Source organism: Enterococcus sp. PLH-Efm8 (assembly GCF_053011625.1).
The window spans coordinates 2,244,799-2,269,095 of sequence record NZ_CP172568.1 but is presented as its reverse complement, the minus strand read 5'-3'; the positions used below and the strand labels follow the sequence as shown (position 1 = coordinate 2,269,095).

22 protein-coding genes and 1 other annotated feature are annotated in these 24,297 nt (G+C 37.4%); of the genes, 16 read left to right on the top strand and 6 right to left on the bottom strand.

The window, feature by feature from the left end:
* Window positions 1-61: 61 nt before the first annotated feature.
* A complete protein-coding gene (locus tag ACIFUW_RS11205; RefSeq protein ID WP_002289236.1) occupies window positions 62-694 on the bottom strand; it encodes a pentapeptide repeat-containing protein in 633 nt (210 codons plus the stop codon).
* A 350-nt stretch (window positions 695-1,044) separates the two neighbouring features.
* On the opposite strand from ACIFUW_RS11205, the gene ACIFUW_RS11200 reads away from it, so the two are divergent.
* Complete coding sequence (locus ACIFUW_RS11200; protein ID WP_002289237.1) at window positions 1,045-1,344, top strand: bacteriocin immunity protein; 300 nt, start codon at window positions 1,045-1,047, stop codon at window positions 1,342-1,344.
* Between the two features lie 494 nt (window positions 1,345-1,838).
* Entirely contained in the window at window positions 1,839-4,004 is a 2,166-nt protein-coding gene (gene acm / locus ACIFUW_RS11195; RefSeq protein ID WP_002289238.1) for a collagen-binding MSCRAMM adhesin Acm, read from the top strand.
* A gap of 271 nt (window positions 4,005-4,275) precedes the next feature.
* Here acm and ACIFUW_RS11190 read toward each other — a convergent pair whose 3' ends face one another.
* Window positions 4,276-4,761 (bottom strand): prolyl-tRNA synthetase associated domain-containing protein, encoded by a 486-nt coding sequence (locus ACIFUW_RS11190; RefSeq protein WP_002289239.1) that lies wholly within the window; start codon window positions 4,759-4,761, stop codon window positions 4,276-4,278.
* Between the two features lie 89 nt (window positions 4,762-4,850).
* Window positions 4,851-5,085, top strand: a binding site (T-box leader).
* A 155-nt stretch (window positions 5,086-5,240) separates the two neighbouring features.
* Between ACIFUW_RS11190 and ACIFUW_RS11185 the strand changes: the two genes are divergently transcribed.
* The 7 genes from ACIFUW_RS11185 to ACIFUW_RS11155 all read left to right on the top strand — a co-directional run bounded on the left by ACIFUW_RS11185 (window position 5,241) and on the right by ACIFUW_RS11155 (window position 13,253).
* On the top strand, window positions 5,241-5,882 hold the full coding sequence (locus tag ACIFUW_RS11185) for an amino acid ABC transporter permease (protein WP_002303625.1): 642 nt from the start codon (window positions 5,241-5,243) through the stop codon (window positions 5,880-5,882).
* Between the two features lie 18 nt (window positions 5,883-5,900).
* Entirely contained in the window at window positions 5,901-6,536 is a 636-nt protein-coding gene (locus tag ACIFUW_RS11180; RefSeq protein WP_002289241.1) for an amino acid ABC transporter ATP-binding protein, read from the top strand.
* A gap of 17 nt (window positions 6,537-6,553) precedes the next feature.
* Window positions 6,554-7,369 (top strand): amino acid ABC transporter substrate-binding protein, encoded by an 816-nt coding sequence (locus tag ACIFUW_RS11175; protein WP_002289242.1) that lies wholly within the window; start codon window positions 6,554-6,556, stop codon window positions 7,367-7,369.
* 318 nt (window positions 7,370-7,687) lie between these two features.
* A complete protein-coding gene (locus ACIFUW_RS11170) occupies window positions 7,688-9,124 on the top strand; it encodes a glycoside hydrolase family 1 protein (protein ID WP_002289243.1) in 1,437 nt (478 codons plus the stop codon).
* A gap of 188 nt (window positions 9,125-9,312) precedes the next feature.
* Window positions 9,313-11,760: a DNA translocase FtsK gene (locus tag ACIFUW_RS11165; RefSeq protein ID WP_002289244.1), complete on the top strand. Its 2,448-nt coding sequence runs from the start codon at window positions 9,313-9,315 to the stop codon at window positions 11,758-11,760.
* 229 nt (window positions 11,761-11,989) lie between these two features.
* Window positions 11,990-13,057, top strand: coding sequence for a 23S rRNA (adenine(2503)-C(2))-methyltransferase RlmN (gene rlmN / locus ACIFUW_RS11160; protein ID WP_002293986.1), 1,068 nt, complete (start codon window positions 11,990-11,992; stop codon window positions 13,055-13,057).
* Window positions 13,047-13,253: a hypothetical protein gene (locus ACIFUW_RS11155; protein WP_002321602.1), complete on the top strand. Its 207-nt coding sequence runs from the start codon at window positions 13,047-13,049 to the stop codon at window positions 13,251-13,253. The genes rlmN and ACIFUW_RS11155 overlap by 11 nt, the downstream gene beginning before the upstream one ends.
* Here ACIFUW_RS11155 and ACIFUW_RS11150 read toward each other — a convergent pair.
* Window positions 13,250-14,353: an iron-containing alcohol dehydrogenase family protein gene (locus tag ACIFUW_RS11150; protein ID WP_002303623.1), complete on the bottom strand. Its 1,104-nt coding sequence runs from the start codon at window positions 14,351-14,353 to the stop codon at window positions 13,250-13,252. The two genes, ACIFUW_RS11155 and ACIFUW_RS11150, sit on opposite strands and share 4 nt — an antisense overlap.
* A gap of 552 nt (window positions 14,354-14,905) precedes the next feature.
* Here ACIFUW_RS11150 and ACIFUW_RS11145 point away from each other — a divergent pair.
* Entirely contained in the window at window positions 14,906-15,454 is a 549-nt protein-coding gene (locus ACIFUW_RS11145) for an aminoglycoside 6'-N-acetyltransferase (protein ID WP_002289795.1), read from the top strand.
* 247 nt (window positions 15,455-15,701) lie between these two features.
* Here the strand turns inward: ACIFUW_RS11145 and ACIFUW_RS11140 are convergent, their stop codons facing one another.
* Entirely contained in the window at window positions 15,702-15,821 is a 120-nt protein-coding gene (locus ACIFUW_RS11140; RefSeq protein WP_002293990.1) for a ribonuclease P protein component, read from the bottom strand.
* Between the two features lie 178 nt (window positions 15,822-15,999).
* Between ACIFUW_RS11140 and ACIFUW_RS11135 the strand changes: the two genes are divergently transcribed.
* Entirely contained in the window at window positions 16,000-17,661 is a 1,662-nt protein-coding gene (locus ACIFUW_RS11135; protein WP_002289796.1) for a peptide ABC transporter substrate-binding protein, read from the top strand.
* Window positions 17,662-17,730: 69 nt separating this feature from the next.
* Here ACIFUW_RS11135 and ACIFUW_RS11130 read toward each other — a convergent pair whose 3' ends face one another.
* Window positions 17,731-18,078, bottom strand: a complete 348-nt coding sequence (locus ACIFUW_RS11130; RefSeq protein WP_002293992.1) for a DUF3899 domain-containing protein — start codon at window positions 18,076-18,078, stop codon at window positions 17,731-17,733.
* A gap of 83 nt (window positions 18,079-18,161) precedes the next feature.
* Here ACIFUW_RS11130 and opp3b point away from each other — a divergent pair, with 83 nt between their 5' ends.
* Genes opp3b through ACIFUW_RS11105 form a run of 5 tightly spaced genes read left to right on the top strand, consistent with a single transcriptional unit; the run spans window position 18,162 to window position 23,188 of the window.
* A complete protein-coding gene (gene opp3b / locus ACIFUW_RS11125; RefSeq protein WP_002293573.1) occupies window positions 18,162-19,103 on the top strand; it encodes an oligopeptide ABC transporter permease in 942 nt (313 codons plus the stop codon).
* Window positions 19,104-20,147 (top strand): ABC transporter permease, encoded by a 1,044-nt coding sequence (locus ACIFUW_RS11120; protein WP_002289334.1) that lies wholly within the window; start codon window positions 19,104-19,106, stop codon window positions 20,145-20,147.
* Window positions 20,148-20,152: 5 nt separating this feature from the next.
* The gene (locus tag ACIFUW_RS11115; protein ID WP_002289332.1) at window positions 20,153-21,223 is read left to right on the top strand and encodes an ABC transporter ATP-binding protein; all 1,071 of its coding nucleotides are present in this window, start codon (window positions 20,153-20,155) and stop codon (window positions 21,221-21,223) included.
* Complete coding sequence (locus ACIFUW_RS11110) at window positions 21,213-22,166, top strand: ABC transporter ATP-binding protein (protein WP_002289330.1); 954 nt, start codon at window positions 21,213-21,215, stop codon at window positions 22,164-22,166. Before ACIFUW_RS11115 ends, ACIFUW_RS11110 begins: the two co-directional genes overlap by 11 nt.
* 11 nt (window positions 22,167-22,177) lie before the next feature.
* A complete protein-coding gene (locus tag ACIFUW_RS11105) occupies window positions 22,178-23,188 on the top strand; it encodes an RNA-guided endonuclease TnpB family protein (RefSeq protein WP_002289328.1) in 1,011 nt (336 codons plus the stop codon).
* Window positions 23,189-23,472: 284 nt separating this feature from the next.
* On the opposite strand, the gene ACIFUW_RS11100 is transcribed toward ACIFUW_RS11105, so the two are convergent.
* Complete coding sequence (locus tag ACIFUW_RS11100; protein ID WP_002289327.1) at window positions 23,473-24,294, bottom strand: NUDIX domain-containing protein; 822 nt, start codon at window positions 24,292-24,294, stop codon at window positions 23,473-23,475.
* Between the last annotated feature and the right edge of the window lie 3 nt (window positions 24,295-24,297).

Genomic DNA, 24,297 nt, shown 5'->3' with positions numbered 1-24,297 from the left:
AGGCAATGTTTTTTTATGGATATTTGTATTGCTAAAAATTTATCTTATATATTCATTTTGATTATACTACTTTTATTTGTAAAAATTTTCTAGCAAAACCAAGTGCTTGCAACTGATTAAGCGTACAATTTTTTAGATGTTCCGAGCGTACTTCAATCATTTCAAAGGAGTTGCTACTTAAATCGATATTTTTTAAATCAGTATCAAAAAAGCTAGCATTTTCTAAATCATTAGTAGAAAACATTATTTTAGTGAGGGAACAGTCTACAAAATCTGCGCTTGATAAGACAGAGTGCTCAAAGGTACTTTCTTTTATGTTTGAACCAGATAAATTTACATAGTCCATTTTACAATTCTCGAATAACGTGTTCCCAATATAACTTTCCATCAATTTAGTACCTGTTAATTTACAATTGACAAATTTCACGCGATGCAACATGCTTTTTGTCAATATACAGCCTGAAAAATCACAGTTTTCGAATATACAGTCGGTAATCTCCATTCTTTGAAAATCATTGGAAGCAAAAAATGCATACTTGAAAATAGATTTGTAAATAATTGGATGGCAGATTATTTGGTTTTCGATGACCTCTTTTTGTGAAAGGATATTATACAGTTCAAAATCTTCGTTTTCATAGATATGAAAAAAGGATCCTTTATTCAAGCTTGCTTCATTAACTTTAGGAAAAATCATATTTAATTACCTCCATTTTCATAAAGTCATATTAACAAAAGCTAAACCAACTTACATTAGCAGAAAATGAGATAGGTTTTCGCCTTTTTCGATAACGATAGTGTCGCTATCTCTTGAAACGTTCTTAGAATTGCCCTGAGAGACACAAATTAGGCGTAATTCTAATAAAAATCTTAGAATAAAAATTTTTACTGATTTAATTTAGAATGTTTTTAAAATAAAAATCGTTGCCATAACAGTGTATTGAAAGGTTTTAACAATCCAGTAATGATTTAAAAAAATCTAGATGTAGCGTATACTTTGTTTATAGAATGTAGTGGGAAGAAATATATTTTTGGGAGGAAATCGTGATGTCTAAAAGTGAAGAAATAGAAAACATGGTACTAAAATTATATGATCTCGTTTTAAATCCAGAGATCAAAGAAAAGGAACGTATACTTTTGATAGACGCAAAGACAGGCTTAGAAAAAGGTCAGTATTATCCTAAAGTCATAAATAATTTGGAACGTAGTTTACGTCCGTTAGCAATCAGGGGAGAATTGTCTAAACCAGTATCACCGTTTTATATGGAGATATCAACAATAGGAAAATTTGAAAAAGAATTAGGTCGAGGAATGGCTTCGGCACCGATTACTTTTGGGCATTTATAAAAACGAGTTATTCATCTCAATGAATTAAAAAGTATAGTCAATCTCATAATGCAGGCTAGGTTCATTTATTTGAACAGAGTCTGTATTTTTTTATTCTAAATAAAGAAACAGATGTTTCTTTATATTGTATTTTATCCTTTAATTAACACAAAAACAGCTAGTATAAACTAATAATGTTAATTAAAAGTGTATTTTATGAAACTATCGTTATTTATTAATGTTGCATTTTTGTAAGTTAAAAATTGGAAATATAGATTGAAAAAATGAAAGCAATAAGTAAAATAAAATGAATATATGCGAAAAAATAATTTACATTAGGAAAAACCTTGTAAAAACAGTTTTTTGGCATATTTATTTTTTATAAATATTTGTAAAATAACTATCAATTTTTTAGTTAAAAGATTGGAAATGAGTGGGGGAGGAATTGAAGAAAGGATTTTTGAGAGATGATATAGTAGGTTTTATTTTTAGTTAAAATAGGGGAGATAGAAAAAATGAAAAAGTGTAGAAATATTATTTTATCAATGTTATTTATTATTACTAATATAACATCACTGATTCCTGTTCATGTCTATGCGGATGCAGGCAGAGATATCAGCAGTAATGTCACTTCGTTGACCGTGGACCCAACGAATATTACAGATGGAGGAAACATAAAAGTAAAATTCTCGTTTGACGAAAAAAAACAAAATATCCAACCAGGTGATTATCTTTGGATCAATTGGCCAAGTGAAGGAAATATTCGCGGTGAAGGATTCCAAAAAGAAATCCCATTAATGATTGAAAATAAAAATGTTGGAACTTTAACGGTCAGAAAAGATTCTGCGCAGGTTGTGTTTAATGAAAATATTAAAAACCTAGACTCAGTAGAAGGTTGGGGGCAATTTGAGATACAGGCCAGAAACGTAACCGATACCGGTGAAGAAAATACGGGACCATTCACCGTGACGAGCGGTGATAAAACAGCTACTGTAAATGTGACAAAGCCAGCTTCTGGTTCTTCTTCTAGCGTTTTTTATTATAAAACAGGAGACATGCTACCTGAAGATACTAAGCACATTCGATGGTTTTTGAATATTAACAATAACGGCACTTATGTTGAACAACCAGTTAAAATCAGTGATGAAATCCAAAGTGGACAAAGATTAGATCCAAGTACGTTTGAAATTAATCAAATACACTTAGGTGAACAGAAGGTTTATAGAGGAGAAGAGGGAATCCAACAATTTTTACAAGATTTCCCCAGCGCTACATTTAATTTTTCAGTAACTGATAATTACATTGAAATAACTATACCAAAAAACTTTGTCAATCTTAGGAAAATAATGGTGAGTTATAAGACGATCATAGAAAACCCAGAACAAATAAATTTTGAGAATCATTCGGAAGCTTGGTTTAAAGAATTTAATAAACCTGCTGTTGATGGAGAAAGTTTCAATCATACAGTTAAAAATATTTCAGCTTCTGGTGGAGTCAACGGTACAGTTAGAGGCGAATTGAAGATTTTCAAATATATCAATGACACAGAGATTGGTATCCCAAATGTGACTTTCGAATTAAGACGAGCAGATGAACAGCCTATTCAAGGACAGTCTAGTATCCTGTTGACTTCGAATGAACAGGGAGAAGCTAGTATCAAAGGCCTGCAAGTAGGAGACTATGTTGTAAAAGAAAAAGAAGCACCCAATTGGATTGATTTTGATCCACTAAGTTCAAATGAACTCAAATTCTCCATAAACGAAAATGATACAGAGGGAGTCAGTTTACCTATTTATAACAAGAAAAAGGTTACGAACATCACAGCAACTAAAATTTGGAACGGTGGAACCACTCCAAGACCGAGTATTTATTTTAAATTATTCAGAGCAAGTACAAACAATTGGGAACCAGTTCCTGATGCAGAAACAAAACGATTAGACAATGGAATAACTTCAGTGACTTGGGAAGATATCCAACAGTATGATGATAGTGGAAACGAATATACGTTTAAAGTGCAAGAAGTAGATCAAAACGGAAATGATTATGTCCCTTCAGGTTATCAAAAAATTGAAAACGGGCTAGTCGTTACAAATGAGAATAAAGAAGTCATTTCAGTCTCAGGACAAAAAACATGGGAAGACAATGAGAACCAAGACGGCAAACGACCGACGACGATCACAGTAAATCTATTAGCCGACGGTCAACCGATCCAACACAAAGAAGTAAGTGAAAAAGATGATTGGCGCTATCGTTTCACAAATCTGCCAAAATACAGAGACGGGCAAGAAATCATCTATACTGTAACGGAAGACAACGTGCCCGAATACAGTACGACGATTGACGGGTATAACATCAAAAACAGTTATACACCGGAAAAAACAAATATATCTATACCAGGTAGCCATATAACACCGTGGAAAAATTTTCCAGAGAAGACAGAGAGAGAGAAAATTAGAAATCTATTCTCTCAAAAATTGCAAATATTTGCTCATACAGGAGAATCCAGCGAACAAAGAAGCAATTATATTAGTAAGAGAGCTGTACCTAAACAGATAACAAATAAATCAAAAAGCATTCTTCCTAAAACAAGTAGTAAAAAATCTAGTTTTGCTGTAATCATTGGTTTATTGATAGTAACTATCTGTGCTGGGATATTCTTACAAAAATATAAAAAAGTTTAGTTAGAATATAATATTTTTTGTTAAATATGACTGAAATCAAAAGAATAAAATTCCGATTTATAATCGAAAAAAGAAGCATTTTTATATATGCTTCTTTTTTCGTAGAATCAATAAATATGGATTTGGCTAACTATGGAAGAATACTCGTATTAGTTTTCAGCGTTCATACTAGTTGTTACATTGTTTGATTGGCCAAAAGAATTTCTGATATATTTTGTGCTAAATAAAGAAAAAGACGCTTGAATTGGGAAATAAGAAAACTACTCTATCATTACAAATTTTCATAAACTGGCAGATGTTCTAAGTAAACAAGTATCTTTTCAAAGTCGGAAAAATCCATAATCAACGTAGTGGTATTGATATTTGGATGAAAGCCTACGGTATCTTGACGATCAATAGCAGCATCGATCACGACTTGGATTTTTTTCTCTTTGTCGTGCATCAATGCTAATGGAGTCACTGTACCTGCTGGAACGCCTAGGAGGTCAGGAAGCTGTTCTTCAGAAACAAAAGATAAGCGCTTTTCTTTTAATTGTTCAGCTAGTTGTTTTAAATCGGCGTGCTTTTCATCAGGCAAGATGACAAGATAGATTTGTTTTCCTTTTCTTGATTTCAATAATAGATTTTTTACTTGCGGACCAGGTAGGGAAAAAGGGACATTTTTGACTGACGTAATCGCAGGATGATCGACTTTTTGAAAAGAGATACCCAGTTTTTTTAGTAGTTCATAAGCTTCTTGTTCGGTTGCACGACTCATCGCGCATCACCCTCCTTTTTTTATTAGTGTATCATAAAAAAGAGTTGACAAATGAAAAATAATCATGTAAATTACACGTAAAGTTAAAACAAATGACATCGAAAAGAAGAGTAGCCGTTAGGTGTTTTTAGAGAGTCTCTGGTTGGTGGAAAGAGGCAGCAGTTAACCGTGAAACACATCTTGGAGTCGATTTTCTGAAGCGTATAGTAGGAAAATCCGGGGAGCCCGTTACAGCTGCGGTCGTTGCTAGATGACCAGATAAGGCTGGCTTTTCCGTGAGGAGTCGGTAAAAAAAGGTGGAACCACGTGATTAACGTCCTTTGATCTTCGGATCAAAGGACTTTTTGTTTTCATCTGAACGGCAACGACTGTGTGAGGTTTTTTCTGCAAGGAAAAAATAAACAGAGGTGGAACCACGTATAATACGTCCTCTTGGCATTTGCCAAGAGGATTTTTTTATTTTAAAGGAGGAAAAGAAGATGGAGTATTTGATTGAAGTTATGCCGCAATTATTAGTAGGAGCACTCACAACATTGAAATTATTTTTATTTACCTTGATTGGCTCATTACCATTAGGGATTGTTTTAGCATTAGGATTGTCTTTGCATTTTAAGCCGCTACGCTACTTGCTTCAAACATATGTATGGGTTATGCGGGGAACACCGCTGTTGTTGCAACTGATTTTTATTTTTTATGGGTTGCCGACGATTGGGATCGTTTTTGATCGTTTCGAAGCAGCACTCATTGCCTTTATCTTAAACTATGCAGCTTATTTTGCAGAGATCTTTCGTGGAGGGATACAATCGATTCCTCAAGGTCAATATGAAGCAGCGCAAGTTTTGCAATTAAGTCCCTTTCAAACGGTGACGAAAATCGTCATCCCACAAGTGACAAAGATTGTTTTACCTTCTGTAGGGAATGAAGTTATCAACTTGGTCAAAGATTCTTCCTTGATCTATATATTAGGTTTAGGTGACGTAATGCGTGCTGGGAAAATCGCGATGGAACGCGACGCGACTTTACTGCCTTTGCTAGGCGTGGCAATCATCTATCTTACATTGACTGGTATTCTAACAATCATAATGAAACAAGTTGAAGGAAAATTAAATTATTACCGCTAACTGATAGGAGGAAGAAATATGATTGAATTGAAGAAAGTGAACAAAGCATTTGGTGAAAAAAAAATAATCAAAGATTTGAATCTAATCATTCCAGATGGGAAAACATTAGCTATCGTAGGTCCTTCCGGTGGCGGTAAAACCACGCTTTTACGTATCTTGGCTGGCTTAGAAAGTTCTGACAGCGGAGAATTTTATTTAGACGGTGTACCGTTCAACCCATTCGAGCTTAAAATGAAAGAACAAGTTGTAGGAGTCGTATTCCAAGACTTCCAGCTATTTCCACATCTGAATATTTTTGAAAACATTACCTTAGCACCAAAAATGGTATTGAAACAGACAAAAGAAGAATACACCAAAAAAGCAGAAGAATTAGCGGCTTCATTAGGGATTAGTGATTTATTGAATATCTATCCTTATCAGCTTTCTGGCGGACAAAAACAGCGGGTAGCGATTGCCAGAGCATTGGCTATGAATCCACGGGTATTGGCTTATGATGAACCAACAAGTGCTTTAGATCCTGAATTACGCCAGCAAGTCGAGCGTTTGATCCTATCATTGAAAGAAGATGGGGTAACCCAAATTATTGTCACCCATGATTTAGTATTTGCAGAAAATGTCGGTGATCAATTACTAAAAGTTTCCCCAATTCATTAAGAAAGGAGAAGATAGAGATGAAAAAAACCAGTTTTCTATTCGCTTTGATCGCAGGTCTTCTTCTTTTTGCAGGCTGTTCGAACAAAAAAACTTCAGCAGATAATTGGGCGACTATCAACGAAGAGAAAAAAATCGTTATAGGTTTAGACGATACATTTGTTCCTATGGGATTTAGAGATAAAGACGGGAAGCTCACAGGATTTGATATTGATTTAGCCAAAGCAGTCTTTGAACAATATGGGATTACGGTAGACTTTCAGCCCATTGACTGGTCAATGAAGGAATTTGAACTGAACAATGGAACGATCGATTTGATATGGAACGGCTATTCCAAAACGCCGGCAAGAGAAAAGAAAGTGCAATTTACAAAACCTTATATGGAAAACGATCAAGTGCTGATCACACCTAAAGAATCAGGAATCACAAACTTTGGACAAATGAATAATAAGAGATTAGGTGCGCAAAATGGGTCATCTGGTTATGATGTATTTACGAAACAACCAGAAGTATTAAAAGAGATAGTCAAAAACCAAGATGCTGTTTTGTATGATAGTTTTAATGAAGCATTGATCGATCTGAAAAGCAGACGGGTCGATGGTCTGCTGATGGATAAAGTATACGCAGACTATTATTTGAAACAAAGAAACGAACTAGAAGACTTCAACATAACAAAAGGTTCTTATGAGAGTGAGGATTTTGCAGTTGGTGCACGCAAGTCAGATAGTACATTAGTGAAAAAAATCAATGAAGCCCTAGATCAACTAGAGAAAACAGGTGAATTCCAAAAAATATCCGATAAATGGTTTGGCGAAGATGTTACGCCGAGAAATTAACAAATAGGGGACTGTGACAAAAGACGTGTCACAGTCCCTTTTTCCGAATAAACAGTGTTCTCCTGCCAACTCCTTGTGACTCGGAGCTGAATGGCAGGCTCACAACCTCTTGGTAAACGGTGTTCAAAAGCCAGTTTTTCGGTATTAAGCCAAATTTATGCAAAAATGTAGAAAGCCATTTTCACAAAATTTTTCTTACTACTCGAAACTAAGCGACTTTTTCACAACCTCCTTTACATAATTTTATTTTGTTGTGGAAGGGGTTTCGTGTTATTCTAAAAGAGGAACGATTGAAGGTTATAGGAAAGGAAGAGATGAATGGAACACAAAGAACTTACCTCATTTCCAAAAGATTTTCTGTGGGGCTCTGCTTCTGCAGCGTATCAAGTAGAAGGAGCTTGGCAAGAAGATGGGAAAGGAGAATCAGTCTGGGATCGATTTGTACGGATACCTGGAAAGACATTTAAAGGAACGAACGGTGATTTGGCAGTAGACCACTATCATCGTTATAAAGAAGATATTGCTTTAATGAAAGAACAAGGTCTGAAAGCTTACCGCTTCTCTGTAGCTTGGACACGGATTTTTCCTAATGGACGAGGAGAAGTCAATCAAGCTGGGCTCGCTTTTTATGAGAGATTGATCGACGAATTGATTGAAAACGATATTGAACCTATGTTGACTTTATATCATTGGGATCTTCCACAAGCATTGCAAGATGAATATAATGGTTGGGAATCACGTCAGATCATTGAAGATTTCACTCATTATGCAGAAACATTATTTGAGGCATTCCGCGGGAAAGTCCATTACTGGATTAGTTTGAATGAACAAAATATCTTCACTTCATTAGGTTATTTGTTAGCAGCACATCCGCCAGGTGTGACAGACCCGAAACGAATGTATGAAGTTAACCATATTGCTAATTTAGCAAATGCATCTGTCATCAATAAATTTCACGAGTTAGAAATGCCTGGAAAAATCGGACCAAGCTTTGCGTATACGCCAAATTATCCAATTGACAGTAATCCTGAAAATGTTCTGGCTGCTGAAAATGCAGAAGACCTGATGGCCAATTATTGGATGGATGTCTATATGTGGGGAAAATATCCGATTGCTGCCATGAGGTTCTTAGAAGAAAAAGGATGGGCACCAACGATTGAAGCTGGCGATGCAGAATTGCTAGAATCTGCTAAACCAGATTTTCTTGGGATCAATTACTATCAAACGGCGACGAATGCATTCAATCCATTAAACGGAGTTGGTGCTGGAAAAATGAATACGACAGGAAAAAAAGGTTCATCAGAAGAAACTGGAGTTCCTGGAATGTATAAAAAAGTTGAGAATCCATTTGTCGAACGAACAAATTGGGACTGGGAGATTGACCCAGAAGGATTAAGGATCGGACTGCGTCGTATCACAAGCCGTTACCGCATGCCGGTACTGATTACGGAAAATGGCTTAGGAGAGTATGACAAGTTGACAGAAGATAAACAAATCCATGACGACTATCGAATCAATTACTTACAAAGCCACGTCAAAGCCATCAAAGAAGCAATTTCGGATGGAGCAGAAGTCCTAGGCTATTGCACCTGGTCTTATACAGATTTGCTTAGCTGGCTGAACGGTTATCAAAAGCGATATGGATTTGTATATGTTGATCAAGACGAAACACAAGAAGGATCTTTGGAACGATATAAGAAAGACAGTTATTACTGGTACCAAAAACTGATTGAAGAAAATGGAGAGAACCTTTAGTTCACATACTTAAAACAAGAAGGTACGGCTGGATATGGCCGTGCCTTTTCTTGATAAAATCATTTAGAAATTAAGAAAAACTGTAAAATAAGCTGAAAAATGAAAGAAAGCGTCAGTTCTTTCAAACAAAACTTTAGTTCCCTTACTTTTTTTTGTATAATGAAACTTGATGAAATGAGGGATAATAAATGGCACAAAAGAAACGGCCTACTAAAAAAAGGAAAAAGACGAAAAAAACGAAAAAGCAAAAACAGCAGCAGGAACAAATGCTGACGATTGGTGTTGGGTTTGCCTTGATTTTATTTGCTGTCTTCGGCTTTTTAAAATTAGGTTTTTTAGGAATATTGATTGCAAACGGCTTTCGGATCATTGCAGGAAATACTTACCAAATCCTCTGTCTTTTATTAGCCGTATTAGGATTTTGGATTGTCATTAAGAATACAGAGTTTTCAATTGGTAAAAACCGACGCTGGTTTGGCGGCATACTCTTTTATTTCGGTATCTTATTATTGTTACATGCCCATTTATTTGGCAAACTCCATACTGGGGAACCAAATATCATGGGGACGACATGGGATTTGTTAGCCAGTGATATAAAACAAAGTCAAGTAGACAATAACGTTGGTGGTGGGATGATTGGAGCAATCCTTTATCATTTTACTTACTTCTTGATTGCACAGCCTGGAAGTTATTTAGCAGCAGTGCTATTACTGGCAGGAGGAGCATTCCTGTTCAGTAATCTGGAAGGCTATCAGCTGTTAAATGGTATCCAATCAATTGGAGAACGAGTACAGGAATTATTGGAAGGTGATCCTGCCAAGCAAGCTCGAAAGCAAGCGGCAAAGGAAGAGAGAATGAAACAGCGCGCAGAAGCGAAAGAAGCAAGGCGCTTAGCTGCAAAAGAAGCTGCAGAAAAAGAAGCTGCAGAATATGAGAAGAAAAAAGCGGTGAGCCAGCAAAGGGAAAATACTGCTGATGAATGGCAGGAACCAGAAAATACAGAGCCGGAGCAGCTAAGTTTTGTTCCAATCGACAGTTTTCAAGAAAATATCCATCCTGCGAATCTAGAGAAACCAGTACCAGATACACCAAAACAGACCAATACAGCAGAAGGTTTTTCAGATGAGTTGCCAGAGGATGACGGTACCTCATTAGAATTTGAGATTGAAGCAGAACAGGAAAATCAAGACTATGAATTACCGACAGTTGATTTGCTTGATTCTATACCAACTGTGGATCAAAGTGATGAGTATAAAAAAATTGAAAAAAATATCGGCGTATTAGAACAAACTTTCCAAAGTTTCGGTGTCGATGCCAAGGTCGTCAAAGCCAGCTTAGGACCATCCGTCACAAAATTCGAAGTCCAGCCGGCTGTAGGGGTAAAAGTAAGTAAAATTGTGAACTTAACAGATGATATCGCGCTTGCTTTAGCGGCGAAAGATGTCCGGATGGAAGCACCGATTCCAGGTAAATCACTGATTGGTATTGAAGTACCAAATGGAAAGATCAGTATGGTTTCCTTTAGAGAAATCATCGAAGCACAACCAAACCACCCAGATAAATTACTAGAAGTACCTTTAGGACGTGATGTTTCTGGACGGGTACAAACGGCTGATCTTTCGAAGATGCCTCACTTACTCGTGGCTGGTTCGACTGGTAGTGGGAAGTCAGTAGCAATTAATGGGATTATCACAAGTATATTAATGCGTGCTAAGCCCCATGAAGTAAAACTGATGATGATCGATCCGAAAATGGTTGAATTGAATATGTACAACGGCATACCTCATCTGTTGACGCCGGTCGTGACGAACCCTAGAAAAGCAGCGCAAGCCTTACAAAAAGTAGTACAAGAAATGGAAGAACGATATGAAAAATTCGCGGCAACCGGAGTAAGAAATATTTCTGGTTACAATGAATTTGTTCAACAGAAAAACTTGGAAAACGGAACGAAACATCCAACCTTACCATTCATCGTAGTGATCGTAGATGAATTAGCTGATTTGATGATGGTAGCCAGCAATGAAGTTGAAGATGCGATTATTCGTTTAGCGCAAATGGCTCGGGCAGCGGGGATTCATATGATCCTAGCTACTCAACGTCCAAGTGTGGATGTTATCACAGGAATCATCAAAGCAAATGTACCTTCCAGAATGGCATTTGCGGTATCAAGCGGTACAGATTCTCGGACGATCATTGATTCTAATGGGGCAGAAAAGCTCTTAGGGCGAGGAGATATGCTATTCTTGCCAATGGGTGAGAATAAACCGATCCGTGTGCAAGGAGCATTCATTTCTGACCACGAAGTAGAACGGGTCGTTCAATTTGTTACAGATCAGCAAGAAGCTCATTATGAAGAGAAAATGATGCCGACAGATGAAGTTGAAACGACAGGTGCTCCAGAACAGCCACAAGATGAGCTGTTTGAAGAAGCAAAAGCACTTGTCGTTGAAATGCAAACGGCAAGTATTTCCCTTCTCCAAAGAAGATTTCGGATCGGTTACAACCGAGCAGCACGTTTAGTAGATGAACTGGAAGCTCATGGAGTTGTTGGCCCGTCAGAAGGAAGCAAGCCTCGGAAAGTATTCATTGAGCAGGAAGAAACATCAGAAACGTTGCCGGACGATAATGACATGTAAAACTTGTGTGATGAAGGGTTGAAAAACGAATAACCAATAAAAAGACAAGGCATGATGATACCAAAAGAAAAAATGGTTTTTTTCCATCTTTTCTAATACGGTATGATGTCTTGTCTTTTTAGTTTTTGTGAGATTAAAGTTCTATTCGATTTATTTGTGAAGTATTGCATTAAGGAAATGAATCATGTATAGTATGTAGCGAAACTTTGAGAAAAAGAGGGAAAATACTTTGGAAAAACAGTCCATTTATGGCTTGACGAATGAAGAATTAATCAATTGGTTTATAGAAAACGGCGAGAAAAAATTCCGAGCTGCCCAAGTTTGGGAATGGTTGTATCAAAAACGTGTAAGTAATTTCACAGAAATGACGAATCTATCGAAACAATTGATCGAAAAATTATCGGAGCATTTTATCATCAATCCTCTAAAACAGATGGTCGTCCAAGAAGCTTCGGATGGTACAGTAAAATATTTGTTTGAACTCCCTGATAAAAACATGATTGAGACTGTACTGATGAGACAAGAATATGGCTTGTCAGTTTGTGTGACGACACAAGTAGGATGTAATATCGGCTGTACGTTTTGTGCAAGCGGGCTGCTCAAAAAGAACCGTGATCTGACTGCTGGAGAAATTGTTGCACAGATCATGATGGTCCAACATTATTTTGATGAGCGCAATCTTGGCGAACGCGTTTCACATGTCGTTGTAATGGGGATCGGTGAGCCATTTGATAATTACGACAATGTAATGGACTTTTTGCATATCATCAATGATGCCAAAGGATTGGCAATTGGTGCTCGGCACATTACAGTTTCCACTAGTGGATTAGCACACAAAATCAAGGAATTCGCTAATAACGGCTTGCAAGTCAATCTGGCTATTTCCTTGCACGCGCCGAATAATGAGGTGCGAACATCGATCATGCGGATCAACCGAAGTTTCCCAATTGAGAAATTGATGGAAGCTGTGGATGAGTATTTAGAGAAAACAAACCGTCGAATCACGTTTGAATATATCATGTTGAATCAAGTAAATGATAGACCAGAGCATGCGCAACAATTAGCAGATCTATTAAAAGATAAGAAAAAATTAGCATATGTCAACTTGATTCCATATAATCCAGTCAGTGAACATGATCAATATTCTCGCAGTCCAAAAGCTGATGTATTGAGATTTTATGATGTATTGAAGAAAAACGGCGTAAACTGTGTGATACGTAAAGAACATGGTACAGATATTGATGCAGCTTGCGGACAATTGCGAAGCAAGCAAATGAAAAAAACAGTTGCCAAATAATCGTATCCTACTCGTTTTTTCAATTACCATAAAAGGAGCAGTTTTCTTAATTAAGGAACTGTTCAACTTAAATAAGAGAAAAGATTCTATAGCGAAAGCTATAAAGCTTTTTTTGACAAGAAAAACCCTCATCAAGCAAAGAAATGTCCTCAATTTGATGACAGCCTGCTTGATGGGGGTTTTAGCAATTATTTAACTGATTTTCTTATATCCTTGCTGGCTTTCTTGTGTAGCATGATAAGTTTCTACGTCAAGAATGGCCTGTTTAAATTTTTCTCGGGTGATTTCATAAGGCACATGTTTAATATCATTTGTTGCCATGGCTTTATCTAAGATTGCTTCTAAATCGGTCGTGACATTGAGATTCATGTCGGTTAACGATACTGGAAGTTGGTTCTTTTTCATAAACACATAGATTTTATCAAACAAATCGAACTGCTGATCCATCATCAATAAGGTCAGTACACCATAACTGACAGATGCTCCGTGAAGGTATCCCTCCATTTTTTCTAGAACAGTCGTACCGTAATAGAATGAGTGTGCCATAGCAGAATTATAGTTATTGTTAACTAAAACAGAAACCAATCCGGTAGTAACAATGATATCCGAAACGACTTGTTCAATTGCATATGAGGGACGATCGTCGGCACTATCTTTCAATGCTTGCGTACCATAAGTCAAGAGACGATCAATGCACATTTTTCCGATTTGGATTCCTAATCTATCCGTGTAGCCTAGATCATCGCCACGAGCAGAAAAAGTAGATTCGACTTCTTTGGATAAAGCATCGCCAATACCTGCCCATAAGTATTTATCAGGTGCTTCGGCAATAATTGCTGTATCAATGAAGGTGTGTACAGGTGGTTTTGAAGGAAAGAAGAGTCCGTCCATTACGCCTTCTTCGTTATAGATGACACATACCGCAGTGACGGGCGAACAGTTCGAACCAATAGTGGGAAAGGTGAAGACTGGTTTAGCTAGTTTTTCACCAATGACTTTTACAGTATCGCAAGCACGGCCACCACCGACTGCAAACAGGACGTCTGCTTTTTGGACACTTTCATGCTGGATCAACTGTTCAATATTTCCATAAGTTGAATTACCCCCGTACCAGAGACTGGCGACAACCTCTATTTCCTGTGTCAAAGCTACTTTTATTTTGTTTTCTGCCTTTGAAAGTGCAGTCTTCCCTCCAATCAGCACTACTTTTGTCCCATATTCTTTGACGATTCCATTTGCTTTTTCATACGCATCTGTTCCAATGGTATAATTTGGTAAGAAAACACTTTGACTCATATTCATTTCCTTCTTTCTTCGTTGAAACGGGTTAAAATTTTAAAGAGTGATCGATCTGACTGCGGCTGTAGATGGAGTAGAGGTGAACCTAAGACAGGATAAGTGATGAATAAGGTGGCATGAACACCTTGAAATCATCAATAAGTATCCTAAAAACGAACAAGTACAAAAACATTGAAAACGACAATAATGAATTTTTGTTCCTCTTAGTATTTCTACCGATTCCCTTTGCTTTTTTGTAATTATCTAAAAATTCTAAAAATTAAGATTATTATATGAAAACAGGTTTTATTTGTCAATTCATAATTGGTTTTTTTTAAAGCAAAAGATAATCTATATCATGATGAACAAACAGAGTTTTTTCCTCCAATTGATGGCTTTCCTGATCTTTCCTATTTTGAATAAAGTGTTTCTGTATAATTTTTTTATTTTATAAGTAAGATAAATAATGAAAGAATAGAGATACTGATTGGTAGCTAAAGATTTTTGAGCGAGAACATTTCGTTTTTTCAAAAGGACTGTTAGAATAAGCAAGAACAAGGGGGAAGACGTATGATAATCAGTGAATTTGACCGTAATAATCCAGTATTGAAAGATCAGCTTTCTGATTTACTGAGACTGACTTGGCCGGAAGAATATGGAGACAGCTCGGCAGAAGAAGTAGAAGAAATGATGAATCCAGAACGAATCGCGGTAGCAGCGGTAGACCAAGATGAGTTAGTAGGATTTATTGGTGCAATCCCTCAATACGGTATCACAGGTTGGGAATTGCATCCATTAGTTGTAGAAAGCTCCCGACGAAAGAACCAAATAGGTACTCGATTAGTCAATTACTTAGAAAAAGAAGTAGCTTCCAGAGGAGGAATCACGATTTATTTAGGTACGGATGATTTAGACCATGGAACAACGTTAAGTCAAACGGACCTGTATGAGCATACATTTGATAAAGTGGCTTCCATCCAGAACCTTCGTGAACATCCGTATGAATTCTATGAAAAATTAGGTTATAAAATCGTAGGTGTCTTACCAAATGCAAATGGCTGGGACAAACCGGATATTTGGATGGCAAAAACGATTATTCCTCGACCAAATTCTCAATAATAAAAAGAGGTTGTGACAGAAGTAATCAGCTTCAAGAAATAAGAAGGAATTTACGAAAATTACTTCTTGAATTTTTGTGAAATTCCAACTTATTTCCGAAGAAGCTACTTTTGGAACACCGTGTACCAGAGGTTGTGAAAAAGTCGCTTAGTTTCGAGTAGTAAGAAAAATTTTGTGAAAATGGCTTTCTACATTTTTGCATAAATTTGGCTTAATACCGAGAAACTGGCTTTTGAACACCGTTTATTCAGATAAGGGACTGTGACAAGACTTTTGTCACAGTTTCTTTTTGTTTATTCTTTTTTATCTTTGTATGGCAATAATAGACAATATAACGAAAATTATTTAATGGCTTTTGGAAGACCATGGAAAACCTTGTACAAAGCTATTTTTTCTGAAAAATTCCTTGAAACCTCACGAAAAAATCATTATTTTATGAAAAAGACAAAAAAAAGTGTTGATTTTTTAATAATTATTCATTAAACTCTTAAACAACTTCAGAAAATATTAATTATTCTGAAAATTCCAATAAAGGGGTACGTAAAATGAAAAAGAAATTTACATTTGGTTTGGTTGCGGTATGCGGCCTTGTACTTGCTGGATGTTATGGCGGCAGTTCAGCCACAAGCAGTAGTTCAGCAAAAAGCGGTTCAGCAGATGGAGGAGGCGTATTTAACTTAGTCGTGCCTCAAGAAATGCCTACAGCTGACTTATCAGTTGCAACAGATACAATCAGTTTTACAGCATTGAATAACGTTTATGAAGGAATTTACCGTCTTGATGAAGACAGCAAACCACAGCCGGCAGGAGCTAGCGAGTTGGCAGAAGTCAGTGAAGACGGATTAACTTACAAAATCAAATTACGAGAAGACGCAAAATGGTCAAATGGTGATCCTGTTACAGCAGCGGATTACGTTTATGGCTGGCAACGAACAGTAGACCCAGCTACAGCTTCTGAATATGCTTACCTGTATGCGCCAGTTGAAAATGCAGAAGACATTACAGCTGGAAAGAAAGATAAATCAGAACTAGGGATCAAAGCAGTTGGTGACTATGAATTAGAAATCAAATTGACGAAACAAACACCATATTTCCAATATCTGCTTGCTTTCCCATCATTTTTCCCACAAAAACAATCCGTAGTGGAAGAAAATGGGGATGCCTATGCATCTGCAAGTGATAAAGCTGTTTATAATGGACCATTCACATTAGAAGATTTTGATGGACCAGGAACAGATACAGAATGGACTTATAAGAAAAATGATCATTACTGGGACAAAGATACAGTAAAACTTTCTGAAATCAAAGTCAGTGTAGTAAAAGAATCTTCTACTGCATTGAACTTATTCAAAGATGGCCAAGCAGATGACGTGATCTTGTCTGGTGAGTTAGCACAGCAAAACGCAAACGATCCAGCTTATACTTCTGTTAAAGAAGCGCGGACAAGCTATATCGAATTCAATCAACGTGAAAAGAATTCACCATTCAACAATGTGAACCTAAGAAAAGCTATTTCTTATTCTATCGATCGTGAAGCTTTAGTAAAACAAGTACTAGGTGACGGATCAGTTGTCTCTACAGGATTGATCCCATCAGATATGGTAAAAAGTCCAACAACGAACGAAGACTTTGCAAAAGAAGCTGGAAAATTAGTTTCTTATGACAAAGATAAAGCAAAAGAATATTGGGAAAAAGCGAAAAAAGAATTGGGCGTTGATTCTTTAGAATTTGATTTGATGGCTTCTGATGATGATTCATCGAAAAAAGTAATCGAATATGTTCAAAACTCAATCCAAGAAAACTTGGATGGCGTAACAGTCAAACCAACACCTGTTCCATTCTCTGTACGTCTTGACCGCTCAACTTCGGGTGATTTTGACGCAGTACTAGGCGGATGGGCTGCTGACTATGCAGACCCAAGCAGCTTTACTGATTTGTTTGTCACAGGTAATTCATACAACCGTGGTCGCTGGAGCAATGCAGAATATGACGAAGCAGTTAAAGCAGCTTCATCAACAGACGCTGGCGATGAACAAGCCCGTTGGGATGATTTCCAAAAAGCAATCAAGATCATCTCTGATGATATGGGTGTCGTTCCGGTGTACCAAAAAGCAGAAGGTCACCTAGTGAATGAAAAAATCAAAGGTATCGTTCACCATGCGGCAGGCGCTTCATGGGATTACAAATGGACATACGTTGAAGAATAATCGTTAATACCGTGAGCATGAGAAAAAACGAGGCTGCGGCAAATGTCGCAACCTCGTTCTCATATTCACTTATCCTAACAAAGAAAAAAGCATGAAAATAGCAGAAAGAGCAATTAGTATTCCGGCAATGATCAGCCAAAAGCTGTACATACCGTAGCTGGCAGACGAGAGCGAGGAAAATTCTGGTTTTTTCTTTCGGTTCCTTGTTCGTGCAAGATGGACCGATCGCTGAAAATGATCGAAGAAACCCGAAGAAAAGACCCATAAAAAACCGCCGATAATCAGAAACGGCAATGACCATAAGAATAGATCATTAGATAATTGAATGAGTGTAAAGGAATGGTTGATGAGATTTTTTATTAAAATAACCAGAATCAGTAGAAAAGCTACTGCGTAGGGGATAGATTTTTTTTTCATTTGATTGCTCCTTTATTTTTGGTTCATTATCTAATAATGTAGCGAAACATCTGTCAGAAGTCAAAAGCTAGGGGGAAACATTAGTGAATAGTTATATCAAATATGTATTAAAACGTGTCTTTTTCATGATCATCACGCTTTGGTTAATTGCAACAATCACCTTTTTCTTGATGCAATTGCTGCCGGGCACGCCATATACGAATCAGGAACGTTTGAGTCCTGAAACAATCGAGATGCTAAATAAACAAGTCGGTTTGGATAAACCAGTTATCGTACAATATGGGATTTATCTTTCTAATTTGCTTCAAGGAGATTTTGGAATTTCCTTCCAATTTAAAAACCAGCCAGTCGCACATTTGTTAGCTGGAAGAATCGGACCATCCTTGCAGTTAGGGTTACAGGCAATTATCTTTGGAACAGTCCTAGGGACGATTTTAGGAACGATCTCTGCCATGAAGCAAAATACATGGGCAGATACATCTTCTACACTCGTAGCGATATTAGGTCGTTCCATTCCAAACTTTGTATTTGCTGTTTTATTACAATATATCTTTGCAATCAAATTACAAGTTTTGCCAATCGCAAAATGGGATGGCTTTGTGTACACAATCTTACCAACAATTGCGTTGGCCATGTCGCCGCTTGCTGACTCTGCTCGGTTTATCCGTACGGAAATGGTGGAAGTACTGCATAGTGATTATGTGGAATTAGCAAAAGCAAAAGGATTGAGCCGTTGGGAAATCGCCTTTAAACATGGTCTTCGAAATAGTTTGATTCCATTGATGACTTTATTAGGACCGTTAGCTGTAGCATTGATGACCGGATCACTGGTGGTAGAAAATATCTTTGCTATTCCTGGTATCGGGGAACAATTCGTTAAGTCAATCACAACAAATGATTATCCTACGATCATGGCTGTAACGATCCTTTACTCATTTATGCTGATTTTTGTTATTTTGATCGTGGATCTATTGTACGGTCTAGTTGATCCAAGAATTCGTGTTTCAGAAGGGAGCCGAGGATAAATGGAAATGATACCAAAGCGTTATGAAACAGTTGCAGATATCCCTGCGGATGAATTTCTTCCATTACAAAAAAATACCGAAGAAGAACGTGAACAGATTACTGCACCTTCTTTGAATTTTATCCAAGATTCATGGCGCCGTTTAAAGAAAAACAAAGCTGCCGTTATTTCAATGGTTTTACTATTGGTCATCATTTTGATCTCTGTGATCACAATCTTTGTTTCTCCTCATGATCCAACTGCCCAAAACGTGGCTTATATCAATTTGCCTCCTCGTATTCCGGGAATCAATATCGATGGATTGAATGGAAAAGCAATGGTTGGTGGTGAACTTGTTGATAAATATGCTCAAGCAAACGTCCCTTCAAACGTAAATTTCTTTTTAGGAACAGACGGTTTGGGACGTGATGTATTAAGCCGCTTATTTATGGGAATGAGAATCTCGTTGCTGATCGCATTTATTGCTGCATTACTAGATGTAACGATTGGTGTAGCTTACGGGTTGGTTTCTGGTTTGTTAGGCGGACGTGTCGATAACGTGATGCAACGTTTTTTGGAAATCTTATCAGGAATTCCAAACCTCGTTGTCATGATTTTGATGTTGGTCGTTTTTGAACCAGGAATTTTTTCAATCGTGGCTGCTATGGCCATCACAAACTGGATACCAATGGCACGTATCGTTCGTGCACAAACAATGAAATTAAAAGATCAAGAATATGTTTTAGCTGGATTGACATTAGGTGAATCAAGAATGAAAATTGCATTCAAACATATTTTGCCGAATATCTCTAGTGTCATTATTATTCAAATGATGTTTAGTATTCCATCTGCTATTTTCTTCGAAGCCTTTTTAAGCTTTATCGGTTTAGGTCTTACGCCTCCGTCAGCTTCATTAGGAACGATGTTGAGCGAAGGGTACAAGACATTCCTGTATCTGCCTTATCTATTATGGATTCCGGCAGTAACTTTATCGGTTATCATGATTGGCTTTAACTTACTTGCTGATGGATTGCGTGATGCCTTTGATCCTAAAATGAAAGAGTGAAGACGATGACGAAAATTTTAGAAGTGAAAGACTTAGAAATCTCTTTTGATACGTATGCTGGAAAGGTACGAGCGATTCGCGGTGTCAATTTTCATTTGAATAAAGGAGAAACATTGGCGATCGTTGGGGAATCTGGAAGTGGAAAATCAGTGACGACCAGAAGCATCATGCGCTTGCTGTCAAGCAACGCCAATATAGATGCTGGTCAAATCCTCTTTAAAGGTAACGATATCGTTGGAAAATCAGAAAGAGAGATGCAAAAAATCCGTGGTAAAGAAATAGCGATGATTTTCCAAGATCCAATGACCTCTTTAGATCCGACGATGCCCATTGGGAAGCAAGTCGCTGAGTCCCTTAGAAAGCATAATAAAGTTTCAAAAAAAGAGGGACAAAAAGCTGCATTAGAATTGCTTAAATTAGTTGGAATACCCGAAGCTGAGAAACGTATCAACAGTTATCCGCATCAGTTCTCAGGAGGTCAGCGTCAACGGATCGTGATCGCGATTGCACTGGTATGTTATCCGGAAATCCTGATTGCTGATGAACCTACAACAGCGCTTGATGTGACTATTCAAGCACAGATTTTGGAGCTGCTGAAAGAAATTCAGACAAAAATCGATACATCAATTATCTTTATCACTCATGACCTTGGTGTAGTAGCGAATGTCGCTGATCGTGTCGCTGTCATGTATGGAGGAAGAATCGTTGAAGTTGGAACATCGGAAGAAATTTTCTACAACCCGCAACATCCCTATACTTGGGGCCTGCTTGGTTCAATGCCGACATTAGATAGTGCGAACGATCGATTGTATGCTATTCCTGGTTCTCCACCGGATTTATTGAACCCGCCAAAAGGAGACGCATTCTATCCAAGAAATGAATTCGCGATGAAAATCGATGCAGAACAAGAACCACCATTTTTTGAACTATCAAAAACACACAAGGCAGCAACTTGGCTACTTGCTCCGCAGGCACCCAAAGTGACACCGCCAGAAGAAATCCAACGTCGCTGGGCTATCTTTAAAGAGAAACAAAAACATACTTACGGTCAAGGAGGAATTGCTGATGCCAAATAAACTACTTGAAGTTAAAGGATTGAAACAGTATTTCAATGTAGGAAAAAAGAATGAAGTACATGCTGTAAATGACATCAGCTTTCACATTTATGAAGGAGAAACATTCGGTTTAGTTGGAGAATCTGGAAGCGGAAAATCCACTACTGGCCGTACGATCATTCGCTTGAATGAACCTACTGATGGTGAGATATTATTCGACGGTCAAGATATAACGAAGATCAAAGATAAAAAAGGTTTGACGAAATTCCGGCATGATGTTCAGATGATCTTTCAAGATCCATACGCTTCGTTGAATCCTCGTATGAAAGTCAGAGATATCATTGCCGAAGGAATTGATGTTAATGGACTAGCTAAATCATCTGAAGAGCGTGCAAAAAAAGTCGATGATCTATTGAGAACTGTTGGATTGAATCCAAGCCACGGTACTCGTTATCCTCATGAATTTTCAGGTGGGCAACGCCAGCGTATTGGTATTGCACGAGCATTGGCAGTAAAACCGCGTTTTATCATTTGTGATGAACCAATTTCTGCACTAGATGTGTCGATCCAAGCCCAAGTGGTCAATTTGTTGCAAGATCTCCAAAAAGAACATCAATTGACCTATCTATTTATTGCACATGATTTGTCGATGGTTAAACATATTAGTGACCGAATCGGTGTAATGCATAACGGCTTGTTATTAGAGATGGGAACAAGTGATGAAATCTATAATCACGGTGTTCATCCTTATACAGAAAGTTTGTTATCTGCTATTCCTCTACCAGATCCAGACCATGAGAGAAAACGCAGAAGAATCAAATATCAACCTGAACCAGATGACGGACAAGTACGTCAACTTCGTGAAATCGCACCAGAACATTTTGTCTATGCAACTGAGCAGGAAGTCCCATATTACGCAAAAAAACTAAAACGACAAAAGGAATCTCTTCTGGTTGCTAACTAGGAGGGACATAGATGCTAAAAGCTTTTAAATTCCGTATGTATCCGACAGAAGAACAAAAACAGCAATTGATTCGTACTTTTGGATGTGCTCGATTTACCTATAACCATTTGCTGAAAAAGCGGCAGAAAAGTTGGCAACAAACAGGAGTAGCCAATTTTTCGCTCACACCCGCTACATTAAAAAAAGAATACCCATTCTTAAAAGAAGTAGACAGTCTTGCTTTAGCAAATGCACAGCTTAATTTGGATCGGGCTTTTCGCAATTATTTCAAGGGACGTGCCAGCTTCCCAAAGCTTAAAACGAAAAAAAGTATGTGGCAATCTTATACGACCAACAACCAAACCCGTACGATCTATCTGGAAAATGGCTACTTAAAGTTACCAAAACAAAAAGAACTAATCAAGATAAATCAGCATCGGCCAGTTGAAGGATCGATTCGCTCCGCTACGATTTCTGCTCGATATAATGAAGAATTTTATGTCGCACTACTTTGTGATGTTTCGCCAGTAAAAAAAGAATCTTTAGCTAAATGGATCGGGATCGCCTATCATCCGAAGACATTGATCCAAACATCTCGACCTCTAGAAGTAACTTTACCAAAATTTCACCAGACAGAAGAAAAGCTGCAACATGCACAGCGGAAATTGAATGTGAAAGTCCGCTCCGCTCACCATAGAAAGATCAGGTTAGATCAGGCAAGCAATTATCAGAAACAAAAGAGAAAAGTAATGGATCTTTATCTGAAACAAAAGAACCAGCGAGAAGATTATCTTGAACAATTATCTGGGAAATTGGTCAAACAATATGACTACTTATTTGTAGAATCTTTTCCAAAAGAAGAGGCACATGCTGATTTTTCTATTCACGACTGGCATAAATTAATAACAAAATTGCGTTATAAGTCCCAATGGTATAATAAAAAATTTCTTTTGATCAATACCGACGGAGCAGAAGAAAGCAATTCCGTAAGAAAGAGCCAAGTAGTAGAAAAAATGGGCAGACATTCGGTTATCAAGGGATAAAAAATGAATGAAACTGATAGGAGCGTTAGGGTTAGCCTTGTTAATAAAAAGTCTTAATGACTTTTGTTTCTAGGAATTTTTCTTTTGAAGAAAAGCTCACTAATTATGACAAACCAATAAAACAATAGCAGAAAAAGTTCGTACGAGCTTTTTCTGCTATTGTTAATTTTTTATTCAGAAAGTTTACGAATACATCAAAATTCTGAAACAAAAAACGTAACTCACAAAGAGTTGTTTTTGCGTTTTTTCTTGAATGATTAGGTCTGAATCTTTTGCTCACAACCTTATTCATGGTGCCCCGGCTTGAGCTGATAGATTTTTGAAGGACGGCCGATTCCTACAGGACGTTCACCGATCTCATCGAAATATTGGAGCATAGCTTTCTTAAAATTGGAATGATCGATCGTTTTATAATCGATCCCTAAGAATTTAGCAAATACTTTTCGAGCTTCCGTAATCGTGAAATCTTTACCTAAAACTTGTAGAACTTGCGGCTCGTGTTCCATTTTATTGACTACACGGTTGAATGCTTTCAAGATGATTTGACTATGGTCAAAAGCCAAAGTATCTTTGCCAGAAGACTCTCCAGTGACTAAATCAAGCGAGATAGCCACTTCTCCGCTAGATAAATGGATCTTGTTACTATGACGTTCTAGTGTGAACCAGCGTACTTCCTTGGCATCATCTCCGGCGATTAGCGGTTCTTCTCCAATAAAGGCTAAGTAGCTGACTGTGACGACCCAGCCTCGCGGATCTCGATTAGGCGTACTGAATGTATGCAGTTGCTCAATATTTTCTTTTGAAATAACCACACCAGTTTCTTCCTTTGTTTCTCTTAAGACGCTTTCTCCAGTTGACTCATCCTTTTGGACAAAGCCACCAGGCAATGCCCATGAATTTCGATAAGGATGCCCTTTTCTTTGGATCAACAAAACTTTCAGCTGATCTTCTTCTTTGTTATAGCACATCAGTACGATATCGACAGTCAAAGAGGGCTTGTCATATTCTGGACGTTCCTGTTTTTGATACCAGTTAAGAAATTCTTCTTCACTTGCTTTATGTTCATAATATAATTTTTCTTCTTCTTTAGAAGCAAAACGGTTCATCTG